A 14,692-nucleotide genomic window follows, 5' to 3' on the forward strand; every position below is an offset into this window, starting at 1 on the left:
TCTTGAAGTTTGAGTTTTAAAGCAATATCTGATTAAAGTTGTATCCCAATATCTTTTCATGTAGTGGTCCAATAACACAAAAACATTTTTGGCATTTCTGTGCTACACTTTGCTATATGGTTGTGTTGTAATTATGGTCGTCAAGTTCTTTTTGGATTATATCTATTTCTTTTTCCAACTCCAAAATGTGCTTGTCCCGTTCTTTTGCTTTAATGGACGATACCCAAACATGCATTTCAGATTGCGCATAGTAACCCTTGCCAGAAGGAGCTTTTCCTTCCGTTGTGGGAATGACTTTTAGAAAATTGATTTTTGTTTTAAGCTCGGATAAGCGATATATTTTTTCCTGAACAGACTTATTTGCGCGGCTAATTTTTGTTTTTATTTTGATGAGCTCCTCAATCGTTTTATCAAGCTCAACCAGCTCATCTTTAGGGTCATAAGCTCTTGGATTGCCTTCAATCACACAATTGTATGTAGTAATCCTGTTTTGAAGCTCAAGCGTTTTTTTAACCAGTTTGTTCTTTTCTTTTAGGGCTTGAATAATATTCATCTCTGTTACTTTTGTGTCCGCGAACAATCAACAAAATTGCAGCGTATCGGATAATTTGTGCTTAATCTGCACAGCCGGATTGAGCAAGTTGTTCTATGGTCAGGTCTCCCAATTCTTCTTCGGTAATCGTGATCGTTACGCCATCTTGGGAAATATCTATGGTTCCATCTCCTCCATTATCGCAAACCTCAATTTCCACCCCTCCCTCAGCAGTACATGACGCACAATTGGATTCTGGGCCATCGTCTCTTGAACAGCCAAAACATGCACTTAACATGAACAACACCAACAACACCAAATTCTTCATCTTTATGATGTTAAAAAGTTGCGTCTTGTCAATATAAACTACCTGCATGTTGACTAAACCCTTTAATTTATGGATGAGTCATGTCAATTGACGAGTGAAAAAAAATGAGCGAAATAGGAAACTATTAGGACTAGTTGGTGTCGAACATTTTGCCCAGATAAACGAGCTTGTGGCCCTTCCCGTTTGGAGAAAAATCCTTGCTGTTGGTGGGCATAATTTCTATGCTCCCTCCAGGTGACTTGGTAAACACGGGGATAATGTCATTATCTTTTAGGGTGATATCAATTAGGCTATCGTAATGTTCCTTGTCCTTTAAGTCGATTTCATGAATCGATGGATACTTGCGAACAGCTTCCATAAGCTTGATAAAATCATCATTCTGTGAAAAAAGTCCCTCTACCGGATGATTCCCAGGGTCGTTCATTTCTTCAGCATTGACCAATCGAAAGGCTCCATTTTCACCGAACTGGTTCTTGAACTTGTCAATAGCAAATTTGTTGATGTCCGAGTTGCCCGTCAGTGCCATCAAGTATCCCATATCGTTTAGTTCGATATTGTCGGTAAGGGAGTCAGAAAAAATATTGGCCGAAATGGCTTCCAAGCCTGTTTTTTTGGCCTTTTCAACATTGGCTTCATTGTTGTCAATAAGCACAACATGTCTATTATTCTCCTTCAGATAGTTCCCAATTAATCTTGAAACTTTTGAGGCACCTATAATCAAGATACCTTCTGATTTTGTCAAAAACACCCCTACGATCTTTGCAAAAGGTCGAGCCGTGGTGGCATTTAGAAGTACGGTGCCCAAAACTATCATGAACACCAAAGGTGTGATGTATTCCGCTCCAGGCTCTCCCTTTGCCAAAAGTTTTGACCCGAATAAGGAAGCGATACCTGCAGCCACAATCCCACGCGGACCTACCCAACCTATAAAAAGCTTATCGTTGATTTTTAAGTTCGACCCTTGGGTACTCAGAAAAACCCCTAAAGGACGAATCAGAAAAACCACTACCGCAAATAGAATGGCCGTGTTCCAATTAAAAATCAGTTCCATATCGCTCATATTGATATTAGCGGCCAATAGAATGAATAAAATAGAAATCAAAAGGACACTCAACGATTCCTTAAAATAGAGTAGTTCTTTAAGGTTGGGCAAATTCATATTCCCCAACACCATTCCCATGACCACTACCGCCAATAAGCCTGATTCGTGTGCAAAAACATCAGATTCAACATAAACCAATAACACCACCGAGAGTGAAACGACATTTAATAAGTAGTGAGGGATAAAGTTCTTTTTTATGGCAAAAGCTAAAGCATGGGCAAAAGTGAACCCAAAAGTGGTCCCGAACAACAAGATCTTTCCAAATTCTATAAGTGCGGTTTGGGTGAAAGCACTTCCCTCGCCAACGCTGATAAATTCAAAAACCAAAACCGCCACCAATGCGCCAATGGGGTCTATCAGAATTCCTTCCCATTTTAAGACAGCTGAGACATCCTTTTTTAACGGGATATTTCTAAGAATTGGTGTTATTACCGTAGGTCCGGTCACAATGATCAAGGCGGAAAACAAAAATGAAATTTGCCACGGGAGGTCAAAAATATAATGGGCGGCTACGCCAGCGCCAAAAAAGGTGACCACCGAACCTAAGGTTATCAATTTGGTGATTACGGGGCCAACATTTTTTATTTCTGCACGCTTTAGCGTAAGTCCTCCTTCAAAAAGAATAATGCTAATCGCAAGGGAGACAAAATAATATAGCCCCTCCCCAGGAAACAATCCCTTTTCGCCATTCCAAATGGGTTCAATAAGCTTTGAGCCGTCTTCTGTATACAATGTGGCAATAGGTCCTACCAACAATCCAATAAGAATCAGGGGTAGGATCGCAGGTAACTTGAAGCGCCAAGCAGCCCATTGTGCAATAATCCCAAGAATAATTATCCCAGCAAGCTCAAGCATCTTTTTAGTTTTTTTGAAATTTACAGTTTTTCTTCATAAAATCAGCACCCAGTCTCAATAACTGTTTTTAAGACCCTATTTCGAAACATAGTTTATCAATTTTGTGTCAGGTTGCGGCGACAAAAGCTCGATAACGAATTTCCCAAGGGCAAAACTGTTAAAATAGGGCCAATAAACCGATGTTTTTTAACTATTTGCATCAGGCTTTTCTTATTTTGCACGGCATTTATTTTCTGAATGACTATTTATCCCGTTGAGACTGGTAATTTTAAATTGGATGGGGGCGCAATGTTTGGAGTTGTCCCAAAATCCATTTGGAATAAAACCAATCCTGCCGATTCAAACAACATGATAGATTTAGCTGCTAGGTGTCTACTTATTGAAGACGCAGGTAGACTTATTTTAATAGACAATGGGTTGGGCAACAAACAATCCGAAAAGTTTTTTAGCTATTACTATCGTTGGGGCAATCATTCATTGGACAATTCCTTAAAGCAATTGGGTTTCCACAGAAATGATATTACTGATGTGTTCTTGACCCACCTACACTTTGATCATTGCGGGGGAAGTATCCAATGGAATAAGGACAAAACCGGTTATGAGCCAGCGTTCAAAAATGCACGCTTTTGGACCAATCAAAATCATTGGGATTGGGCCACAAAACCCAATGCCCGCGAAAGAGCTTCGTTCCTAAAGGAAAACTTGCTGCCCATGGAAGAGAGCGGACAGCTCAATTTTGTGCAACAGCACGATGCTTCATTCCTTGAAGAGTCACAACTTGGATTTGGTATCTTTTTTGTAGATGGACATACTGAAAAGATGATGATCCCCTATATAAAGTATAAAGGGAAAACCATTGTCTTTATGGCGGATCTTGTTCCAACGGTCGGACATATTCCGCTACCCTATGTCATGGGATATGATACCAGACCTTTACTGACATTGGAAGAAAAGGGTCAATTTTTAAACAATGCGGCAGAAAACAATTTATTATTGTTCTTCGAACATGATGCGCACAATCAATTATGCTCCTTAAAACAAACTGAAAAAGGAGTGCGATTGGACGAATTGTTTTCTTTCGACGAAATATTCAATTCACAATAAAGTTTTACATTTCAACAAAATAAGAACATGAACATCAAGTACTTCAAGCTATCATTCGCTTCGCTTTCCTTTTCAATCCTTTTGATGGGATGTGGTGCAACCACATTAGTTTCCACCCCTGTTGCAAACATTGATACGGTTCCATTAAAAATTTCCGAGCTCTCAGAGGCCCAAAAGAAAACATGGGGGCACGCCGATCTAATTGCTGACACCATTCCTGGTATGAGTGTGGATAGGGCGTACAGGGAAATTATCAAAAATAGACGAGGAAAAACGGTTGTTGTGGCCGTTGTGGATTCCGGAATGGACCTTGAGCACGAAGATTTGGACGATGTACTATGGACCAACAGTGGTGAAAGACCCAATAATGGCAAAGATGATGATGGGAATGGTTATATAGACGATGTTCATGGGTATAATTTCTTAGGGGAGGCCTATCATGAGCAATTGGAGTATGTGCGTATGCTACGATTGAACATTGGTGATGCCTCGGCCCGGGGAAAAGCGCGGCTTAAGCTTGATTCTGAATATCCAAAGGCACTTCAGAACAAGCAACAGTATGAGCAAATTTTCCAGGTGGTAAAAAATGCCGACGAAGCTGTCAGAAAAGAACTTGGAAAAGATTCCTATACCAAAAAGGAGTTGATGGGCATTGAAGCCAAAACGGAGCAAATGAAGCAAAACATTGCGGTGCTCAACCAAATGTTCACCTATGGAGAGAGTATCCCAAGTGTTATGGATGAACTTTCCGAAGGAATCACCTATTTCACCGAGCAGGTGAACTACAACCTCAACAAAGATTTTGATGGAAGAACCCCGGTTGGTGATAATCCATATGACCTGAGCGATAAATCCTATGGTAATGGAAACCCTAAAAACAGGGTCGATTCAGAAAGTCATGGTACACACGTAGCAGGAATCATCGCTGCTGAGCGAAACAATGGAAAGGGCGTAAACGGAGTCGCCAAAAATGTAAAATTAATGAGTGTTAGGGCTGTTCCCAATGGCGATGAATATGACAAGGATATAGCCATGGCAATCCGTTATGCCGTGGACAACGGAGCAAAAATTATCAATTGCAGCTTTGGAAAATCATTCTCGCCCAATGCGCAGTGGGTTTACGATGCAATCAAATATGCTGCTTCGCGGGATGTACTCATCGTTCATGCAGCTGGAAATGATGGAAGTGATTTGGACGACCCCGAAAACCCAAACTTCCCCAATGATCACAATTATGGAAGTTCAGAGTTTGCCAACAATGTAATCACGGTTGGTGCGCTTACCAGTAGCTATGGATCCAAAATGGTGGCTTCCTTTTCAAACTATGGAAAGCAAAATGTAGATGTTTTTGCTCCTGGAGATGCCATATATTCCACATTGCCGAACAACGAATACGATTTTCAAGGGGGAACTTCAATGGCCGCCCCAGCAGTTGCCGGAGTAGCAGCGCTTATCAGATCGTACTACCCAACGCTTTCAGCCGCTCAGGTAAAACAGATCATTATTGAATCTGGATTAAGCACAAAAGCTTCGGTTATCGTATCTGGTGAGCCGGAGAATGCAACTACTTTTGATAAGATTTCAAAATCTGGAAAAATGGTCAATGCCTATAACGCCCTCCTTTTGGCGGATAACATTTCAAAAGGTAAAATGACCTTGACCAAGAATACAAAATAAAATGAGAAGAACGTTTTTGTCTTTTTTCGCTTTAGCGGCCGGAGTTCTAGCACTCTCCGCTCAAAATAACACCTCATATTGGCAACAGCATGCGGATTATACCATGGATGTCAAAATGGATGTCAAATCCTTTCAATATGAAGGAACCCAAAAGCTGGTTTATACCAACAACTCGCCCGACGAATTAAATCGGGTTTATTACCATTTATACTTCAACGCCTTTCAACCGGGAAGCGAAATGGACGCACGCCTTCAAACCGTGAAAGATCCAGATAAACGGATGATGGCGGACGGAAAAAGCAGAATAGCTTCCCTTTCGGAAACTGAAATGGGGTATTTGCATGCCGTCTCCTTAAAACAAGATGGTAGTCCGGTTGCATTTAACGAGGAAGGCACCATTTTGGTCGTGGATTTGGCCAAACCCATCCCAGCTGGAGGAAAAACCGTCCTGGATATGGAATTTAAGGGCCAGGTTCCTGTACAGGTTAGAAGGTCCGGAAGAAACAGTTCGGAAGGTGTTGCCCTCTCTATGAGTCAGTGGTATCCCAAACTCTCCGAATATGATTTTGAAGGCTGGCATCCCAACCCTTATATCGGAAGGGAATTTCATGGTGTTTGGGGCAATTTTGATGTAAAACTGACCATTGATAAGGACTATACGGTTGGAGGCTCTGGATACCTACAAAACCCGCAGGAGATAGGTCATGGCTATGAAGCGCCAGGAACTTCTGTAAAGACCAAGGGAAAAACGTTGACATGGCATTTTAAAGCTCCAAACGTGCACGATTTTATGTGGGCAGCCGATCCGGATTACATTCATGATGTAGTCAATATGGAAGATGGTCCTACCCTTCATTTTTTATATAAGAATGACCCTGAGATCCTTGATAATTGGAAAAAATTGCAGCCCAAGACTGCGGAGACCATGCGTTTCTTCAGTAAAAACATCGGAAAATATCCCTATGATCAATATTCTGTTATCCAGGGAGGTGATGGCGGTATGGAATATGCCATGAGCACCTTGATTACAGGTAAGAGAAGCTTCGGAAGTCTCGTTGGTGTTACAGTTCATGAGATGGCACATTCCTGGTTTCAACATATTTTGGCAACCAATGAAGCCAAATACGAATGGATGGATGAAGGCTTTACCTCTTTTGTCAGCAGCCTTTGTATGAATGAGATCATGGACGAGGGTAAGGAAAATCCTTTTGAAGGTTCCTACAAGGGATACTATGCCTTAGTGAATTCTGGATTGGAAAAGCCCCAGACCACCCATGCCGATCGTTTTGCCACCAATTTTGCCTATGGTATCGCTGCCTATAGCAAGGGATCCATATTTCTTTCCCAATTGGGATATGTCATTGGTCAGGACAAGTTGATGCAAACGATTCAAAAGTATTATGAGGATTTCAAGTTTAAACACCCTGTGCCCAATGATATCAAAAGATCTGCGGAAAAAGTCTCTGGGATGGAGCTGGATTGGTATTTGACCGACTGGACGCAAACCACAAACACTATCGATTACGGAATTAAAAGTGTCGAGGCTGAAGGTGGAAAAACCAGGGTCGTGCTAGAACGAATTGGCGAAATGCCGATGCCCTTGGACATCTTGGTCGTAAACTCGGATGGAACCCAAGAAACATTTTATGTGCCTTTGCGCATGATGCGTGGTGAGAAGGACAATCCATATCCTAACTTGAAAAGGACCGTTTTGGAGGATTGGGCATGGGCCCATCCAACCTATGGTTTTACCATTGATAAACCTGTGGAAAGTATTAAGGCCATTGTTATAGATCCTTCACAACTTATGGCGGATGTGAACGGGGAAAACAATGTGCATCAAAAGATTCTCGATTAGGCGGGGTTACCTTTATTTTTCAAGTCTTGTAACGCTGAATTTCTTGGCATAACATATTTTACTTGTAACTTGTAAATAAATTGTCCCCTTGAGGGGACCTTAGGGGTGTCTATTGAAAAACAATATTATTCCATACAATCCCAAACTCAAGGAATTTGCTAGACAGTTAAGAAAAAACAGTACACTCGCCGAGGTTTTGTTATGGCAACAAATAAAGCAAAAAGCTCTTGGTATTCAATTCCATAGGCAGGTTCCTTTACTGGAATACATCGTTGATTTTTATAGCCACGAACTTCGCTTGGCTATTGAGGTAGATGGAGAGTCTCATGAATTTAAGTATGAAAAAGATGCTTTGCGAGAAAAACATCTTGAAAAAAAGGGTGTACAAATTATCCGCTTCTCTGATTCGGACATAAAAAATAATTTATTTAGTGTTTTATTGATTCTTCAAGAAACTGTGGATAATTTATCAAAAGAAAAAGACGAAACACCCCTAAAGTCCCCTCAAGGGGACAATACCGATAAGGTCGTGAGCAACTTCACTTTCCCTAAAAATGAAAAACTCAAAAGCAAAAAGGTTTTTGAGCACCTTTTTATTGAAGGAAAGAGCATAACATCCTTTCCCATAAAGCTCATCTACCTTAATGTTGATTTTGATGATGATACCAACATCAAAGTTGGGGTAGTTGCCCCGAAAAAGAAATTCAAAAGTGCCGTGAAGCGCAATCATATAAAACGACTATTGCGTGAAGCGTACAGATTGAACAAGCATGTCGTTTTTAACAAGATAGAAGGAAATTTTGCGTTTCTATTTTTATATCTTGGTAATACCATGCCTAACTATGATGAAGTAGATGGTGCTATAATCGCGCTCTTAGAGGCCTTTCTAAAAAAAGAATCCCATGAAAAAGTCAAGAATATATAAAAAGGTATTAATCCCACTTGTGGCTGTCGCCTTTTTAGCCGTAGGAAGCAGTTTTAAAAGTGATTTCTTCGAGATTGCAAAGCAAATCGAAATTTTCACCACGCTTTTTAAGGAACTCAACATGAACTATGTGGATGAAACCAATCCAGCTGAACTTATGGATTCGGCCATAAAAAACATGTTGGACGAGTTGGATCCCTACACCCGTTTTTTAAATGAACAGGATGTTGAAGCTTTTAAAATCAGCAATGCCGGTGAGTATTCTGGGATTGGCGCCTTGGTTCGTTCATATGAAAGCAAATTGGTCATTGTAGAACCCTACAAAGATTATCCCGCGGATAAGGCTGGATTAAAGGCAGGTGATGAAATCATCAAAATTGGGGATACGAAAGTGTCCGATTTCGATGATAATGCCAGTGAGCTCTTAAAAGGAGCAAATAATACGAGCGTCGACATCACTTTTGTGCGTCAAGGTCAGACCAAGACGGCAACCCTTAAAAGGGAAGGTGTTGAGGTTGATGCAGTTCCTTTTTATGATATGATCGATGACAAAACCGGATACATTGTACTTTCAAAGTTCAACAGAAAAGCATCTGCCCAAACCAAATCCGCTTTGCAGGATTTAAAGGGACAGGGAGCAGAGAAGTTAGTGTTGGACCTGCGTGGAAATCCAGGTGGACTTCTTTCAGAAGCCATAAACGTCACCAATCTTTTTGTGTCAAAAGGGGAGTTGATTGTCACGACAAAATCCAAGGTCAAGAAGTTTAACCAAGAATACAAGACGAAAAATCAACCCGAAGATTTGGACATACCCCTTGTTGTTCTAGTCAACGGGAGAAGCGCTTCGGCAAGTGAAATTGTTTCCGGTGGACTCCAAGATTTAGATCGGGCCGTAATCATGGGGGCAAGAAGTTTTGGAAAAGGTTTGGTTCAACGACCTTTGAAACTTACCTATGGAACACAACTAAAAGTTACCGTCTCAAGATACTATACCCCTTCTGGGCGTTGTATCCAGTCTTTGGACTATTGGAACAGGGATGAGGAAGGAAATGCGGTTCGAAACACTAACTTCCAAGAATTCACCACCCGCAATGGACGTAAAGTACAAGATGGTGGAGGGGTTATGCCCGATGTTGAAATTGCTTCTTTAAAATCCAATACCTTGATTGACGCCTTACAACAAAATAGCGTAGTCTTTGATTTTGCAACGGATTATTACTACGACAACTCCTTTGAGTCGGTCAACGATTTTGCATTTTCGGATAGTGATTTTGATGCCTTCAAACGCTACGCGCAAACCCAGGATTTTTCTTTCCGCACGGAAACGGAAGAGCTACTGGAAGAGACCATAAACGGGGATGAGCACTTGTTGGGTCCTGCTGTTCAGGAAAAGTATAAGGACTTGTTGCTCGCGGTGAACAAAGGCAAAATTTCGGCTTTGGATACCTACAAAAAAGAGATCAAGAAAAACCTTGAGGATGAAATCATCAAGCGATATTTCTATCGTGAAGGTCTCTATCAGTATTATCTAAAACATGACGATGCCATTTTGGCTGCGAAGGAGTTGCTGCACGACCGATCGAAGTATGATGGCATTCTCAACTAAATTTCCATTTTCTCCTTCTTGACAACATTCCATTCCAACCAAATACTTACACTTTTTGTCGAGTCTGTGATGAAGCGCGGTAAACCATGATGTGCTGATCAAATTTTACTATCTTTTGATCCAAACACATCTGTAATATGCATTTCAACATAAAGGGGTTAATTTGCTCTTTCGTATTCGCCATAGCATTTTCCACAATAGCCCAAGAAAAAGAAGCTCCGAACGTAATTCTTATCATAACAGATGATCAGGGTTATGGAGATTTGGGGATTACAGGCAACGATCAAATCAAAACCCCTGTGCTTGATCAATTTGCAAGGGAAAGTGTCCGTTTCAATAACTTTTATGTCTCTCCGGTATGTGCGCCGACCCGCTCAAGTTTAATGACTGGTCGTTATTCTTTGCGCACTGGGGTACGAGATACCTATAACGGCGGAGCTACAATGGCTTCAAATGAAATCACCATTGCCGAAATGCTTAAACAGGGAGGGTATCAAACAGGTGTTTTTGGAAAATGGCATTTGGGTGACAATTATCCTAGCAGGCCCAATGACCAAGGCTTTGATGAATCGCTCATCCATCTTTCGGGAGGAATGGGCCAAGTGGGAGATTTTACCACCTATTTTGAAGGCGATCGCAGTTATTTCGACCCAGTGCTCTGGCACAATGGTGAAAAGGAAAAGTACTCCGGGTATTGCTCCGATATTTTTGCGGACAATGCTGTTCAATTTATTGAAAACAACAAGGACAAGCCCTTTTTCTGCTATTTGTCCTTCAATGCGCCGCATACACCATTGCAGGTGCCGGAAAGTTACTATCAACAATATGCAAACATTGACCCTTCCATAACTTTCAAAAAGAACAATTCCGCCACTCGGGAAATGAGTGAAAAGGAAAAGGAAGATGCTCGAAGAGTTTATGCCATGGTCACAAACATTGATGACAACATCGGAAAAGTGCTGCGGAAACTTGACGCCTTGGGAATTTCCGAAAACACCGTGGTCATTTTCATGACGGACAACGGACCTCAGCAGCTTAGATATGTGGGTGGTATGCGAGGCTTAAAAGGAAGTGTTTACAGGGGTGGAGTCCGTGTTCCTTTTTTCCTCAGATACCCTTCACAGTTTAAGGGGAACCTGGATGTCGAAACCACGTCTGCCCACATCGATGTATTGCCCACACTCGCCAAATTGTGCAATCTCGAGGCACCCACTGACAGAAAAATCGATGGCAAAAACCTTTTACCGCTTTTAAATAAGGAAAAAGTGGATTGGGCGAATCGACCTTTGTTTTTTTATTGGGCACGAAGATATCCAGAGCTCTATCATAATATAGCGCTCCAGAAAGCGGACTATAAATTGGTAGGGCAAACAAACTACAATGCCCCTATTACCGACTTTGGGTTGTTCAATATTGAAAACGATCCCAATGAACAACAAAACCTTGTGCAAGAAAATATAGTTATGGCCAAAGACCTTAAGAAAGAACTGGATGCCATCTACCAAGAACTTATCACCTCTGAAAATCTTATCAATCAACCTTTGATTACGGTCGGGAGTGATTTTGAAAACCCCCTAGTTCTTAACCGAAACGATGCCTCTGGTCAACGTGGAATCTGGGATCAAGAGGAAATCTACGGGAAATGGGAGGTCAAGATTACCGAGGGTGTTTATAACGTCAAATTTAAGTTTGTGAAACCTGTGGAAGCCTCTGGAAGAATGTTCTTGGAAACCGGGGCCGTGGTCAATCAAATGGGGAACGACAATAAGACCGATATCATCGAAATGAAAAACGTGCATCTCCCTGAAATGGAAGGCTCCCTGGTTCCCTTCTATATGGTACAACGAAAAAGAATCTTTCCTTTTTGGGTTGAGTTGGAAAAGATAGACTAGCGACTCTATTTCTTCAAAAATCAAAATGAACCACCTAAATGGTTGTATATACAACTCCAATGCTTATCTTTGACATATGTCTGTGGCTTCAAAATATACCAATATCGACAATTGCAATCCATCAACTTGCATTTCCGGTAACATGATGAAATGCAAAAGGATTATTGCCAATATTTTCAGGAAGCACCTAAGACCTTTTGGAATTACGGATAGTCAGTTGAGTATCCTCTTTGTGATCACCAAAGGCAGTGCTGTAAATCAAAAAAGGATATCCGAGAAATTACACATGGAAAAATCCACCGTAAACAGAAATTTAAATCGGTTGATCGATAGCGACTATATTTCAACGGACCAAGATTCGTTTTTGTTCACTACGGAAAAAGGCAAAGAGTTTCTCGATGGTATTATCCCCCACTGGCATAATGCGATGGCTGAAGTTCGCGAAATCTTGGAACAGGATGGGGAAAATGCCATCAACTTGATTCTTGGCAAATTGAGCAAATAAAATTTTATTAAATAGTTGTATATACAACCCTAAAATTCGAGTTATGATCAAAGCTTCTTATGTTTTACTTTTTGCTGTTCTTTTCGGTCTATTGCTATGGGGTCTCGACAAAGGACTAAAGAAAATAGGGGCAACCTCCTCGAAAAGGAATCGAGCCCTGGTCCTTACCTCTATTGGGATATTTTCTTGGATAATAACACAGTTTTTTATCTGGAGTACTGGATTCTATTACAACCTATCCCTACCTCCAAGAATTCCACTGTTTATGGTGTTTCCGGTTCTTCTCTTTATAGTGCTCTTTATGTATAAGAACAGGAACCATAGGGTTCTTATGGCAATTCCTATTGCACTCCCAATTGCAATTCAAAGTTTTAGAGCGGTTATTGAGATCTTGTTTTACTTCACATTTATCAATGGCATTCTACCGGTTCAGGTAACCTTTGAAGGAGCCAATTATGACGTACTTATCGGCCTGTCCGCAATCGCTATGGCGGTGTATGCGACCCGGTCCGGCGCCTCAAAGCAAGTTCTTTTGGCCTGGAATATTCTGGGTATTCTTGTGGTGCTCTTCGCTGCTTTTACATTCATTAGTTCATTCTATTTCCCTTCTATTTGGGGCGATGTTGGCATTCCATTGGAATTCAACCAATTCCCCTATTTGTTGTTGCCAACATTTTTAATGCCCTTTGCAGTGTTTTTACATGTTTTGTCCATCGCCCAATTGATTCGCAAGTCGGATGCTTGAAGCCCATTTCACAAAAACGTAAAGCGCTGTTAATTTCATTCTTTGGTAAATTGTTAAGTTTATATGCCAATTCAACCTTGCCAAAAATGAACAAGTCCTTTTTCCTTTGTTTGCTGACCCTAGTACTCTTCAACCTTTCTTGTAAGGAAAAGACAAAAGAGCAGAACCAGCCAGCCGAACAACCCAACATTGTTTTCATATTCGCGGATGATCAGTCTTACAACACCATAAAAGCGTTAGGAAATGATGAAGTACATACGCCAAACCTGGACAAGCTTGCCCAGCGTGGTGTAACCTTTACCCATACCTACAATATGGGCGGTTGGAACGGTGCTATCTGCGTCGCGTCCAGAGCTATGTTGTTAACCGGACAATACATTTGGAACGCACATCGGGCAGATTCCTTGATGCGCGCAAAAAGCTATCAAAATCCCCTGTGGGGAAACCTGATGTCCCAAGCCGGATATGATACCTATATGACGGGAAAATGGCATGTGGTAAAGCCTGCCGAGGAGGTTTTTGACAATGTCGTGCACGTAAGGCCCGGGATGCCCAATCAAACTGAATCGGGCTATAATCGACCATTAAGTGAAACGGATACTTTGTGGCGGCCCTGGGATAAATCCAAAGAAGGTTTCTGGAAAGGGGGCAAACATTGGAGTGAGGTTGTGGCTGACGATGCTTCCGCTTTTATTGACCAAGCCGCGCAAGCGGACAATCCTTTTTTTATGTACTTGGCGTTCAATGCTCCGCACGACCCAAGGCAATCCCCTGAAGAGTTTGTTCAAATGTTTCCTTTGGAAGATGTTGATGTCCCCGAAAGCTTTCTAACCGAGTACCCCTATAATGAGGACATGGGAAGTGGCAGAAAGCTGCGGGACGAACGGTTGGCGCCATTCCCGCGAACGGAGCATTCCGTAAAAGTGAACCGTCAAGAATATTATGCCATAATCGCGCATATGGATGCACAAATAGGAAAAATTCTCGATGCGCTGGAAGCCTCGGGAAAAATGGATAATACCTACATTGTATTTACGGCTGATCATGGTCTGTCTGTTGGACAACATGGGCTTTTAGGCAAGCAGAACATGTACGACCATAGTGTGCGAACTCCCCTGTTTGTTGTTGGACCCAATATTCCTCAAAATGAGAAAATAGATGCTGATATTTACCTTCAAGATGTTATGCCAACCATTCTGGAAATGGCGGGAGCTGAAAAACCTGATTTTGTGCAGTTCAAAAGTCTAATGCCCTTGATCAGAGGTGAGCGTTCAAGCAACTATGAATCCATTTATGGCTGCTATACTAAGGCTCAGCGTATGGTCAGAGCCAATGGTTTCAAATTGATAGCCTATCCGAATGCCGGAAAATTGAGATTGTTCGATGTAAAAAACGACCCGCTTGAAGTGAACGATTTGGCCGATGATGCAAAATATGCCGAAACCAAGGACCAGCTTTGGAATGAGTTGCTGGCGCTTCAGCAAACCATGAACGATCCCTTGGATTTGAAGCATTTCAATTTTAATTAAGCGTATACTGCTTAAGTCTTCTTTCATTGAAAAT

12 protein-coding genes are annotated in these 14,692 nt (G+C 41.5%); 9 read left to right on the forward strand and 3 right to left on the reverse strand.

From position 1 onward, the window contains the following. Positions 1–112: 112 nt before the first annotated feature. From ACULLH_RS01485 to ACULLH_RS01495, 3 genes are all read right to left on the reverse strand, one after another. Positions 113–553, reverse strand: a complete 441-nt coding sequence (locus ACULLH_RS01485; RefSeq protein ID WP_454086952.1) for a DIP1984 family protein — start codon at positions 551–553, stop codon at positions 113–115. A gap of 61 nt (positions 554–614) precedes the next feature. After that, positions 615–908, reverse strand: coding sequence for a hypothetical protein (locus tag ACULLH_RS01490; protein WP_454086953.1), 294 nt, complete (start codon positions 906–908; stop codon positions 615–617). An 82-nt stretch (positions 909–990) separates the two neighbouring features. Continuing rightward, complete coding sequence (locus ACULLH_RS01495) at positions 991–2,817, reverse strand: cation:proton antiporter (RefSeq protein WP_454086954.1); 1,827 nt, start codon at positions 2,815–2,817, stop codon at positions 991–993. A 237-nt stretch (positions 2,818–3,054) separates the two neighbouring features. Here ACULLH_RS01495 and ACULLH_RS01500 point away from each other — a divergent pair, with 237 nt between their 5' ends. From ACULLH_RS01500 to ACULLH_RS01540, 9 genes are all read left to right on the forward strand, one after another. Further along, a complete protein-coding gene (locus tag ACULLH_RS01500; RefSeq protein ID WP_454086955.1) occupies positions 3,055–3,921 on the forward strand; it encodes an MBL fold metallo-hydrolase in 867 nt (288 codons plus the stop codon). Positions 3,922–3,948: 27 nt separating this feature from the next. After that, on the forward strand, positions 3,949–5,598 hold the full coding sequence (locus tag ACULLH_RS01505; protein ID WP_454086956.1) for a S8 family peptidase: 1,650 nt from the start codon (positions 3,949–3,951) through the stop codon (positions 5,596–5,598). Position 5,599: 1 nt separating this feature from the next. Next, positions 5,600–7,456: a M1 family metallopeptidase gene (locus ACULLH_RS01510; RefSeq protein WP_454086957.1), complete on the forward strand. Its 1,857-nt coding sequence runs from the start codon at positions 5,600–5,602 to the stop codon at positions 7,454–7,456. 112 nt (positions 7,457–7,568) lie between these two features. Beyond that, a complete protein-coding gene (gene rnpA / locus ACULLH_RS01515; protein ID WP_454086958.1) occupies positions 7,569–8,381 on the forward strand; it encodes a ribonuclease P protein component in 813 nt (270 codons plus the stop codon). Next, positions 8,359–9,987, forward strand: coding sequence for a S41 family peptidase (locus tag ACULLH_RS01520; protein ID WP_454086959.1), 1,629 nt, complete (start codon positions 8,359–8,361; stop codon positions 9,985–9,987). The genes rnpA and ACULLH_RS01520 overlap by 23 nt, the downstream gene beginning before the upstream one ends. Before the next feature lie 137 nt (positions 9,988–10,124). Then, entirely contained in the window at positions 10,125–11,879 is a 1,755-nt protein-coding gene (locus ACULLH_RS01525; protein ID WP_454086960.1) for an arylsulfatase, read from the forward strand. A 142-nt stretch (positions 11,880–12,021) separates the two neighbouring features. After that, a complete protein-coding gene (locus ACULLH_RS01530) occupies positions 12,022–12,384 on the forward strand; it encodes a MarR family winged helix-turn-helix transcriptional regulator (RefSeq protein WP_454086961.1) in 363 nt (120 codons plus the stop codon). Between the two features lie 43 nt (positions 12,385–12,427). Then, positions 12,428–13,129: a hypothetical protein gene (locus tag ACULLH_RS01535; RefSeq protein ID WP_454086962.1), complete on the forward strand. Its 702-nt coding sequence runs from the start codon at positions 12,428–12,430 to the stop codon at positions 13,127–13,129. Positions 13,130–13,215: 86 nt separating this feature from the next. Beyond that, the gene (locus tag ACULLH_RS01540; RefSeq protein WP_454086963.1) at positions 13,216–14,658 is read left to right on the forward strand and encodes a sulfatase-like hydrolase/transferase; all 1,443 of its coding nucleotides are present in this window, start codon (positions 13,216–13,218) and stop codon (positions 14,656–14,658) included. The last annotated feature ends 34 nt before the right edge of the window (positions 14,659–14,692 follow it).

It is taken from the genome of Flagellimonas sp. 2504JD4-2, assembly GCF_053642935.1.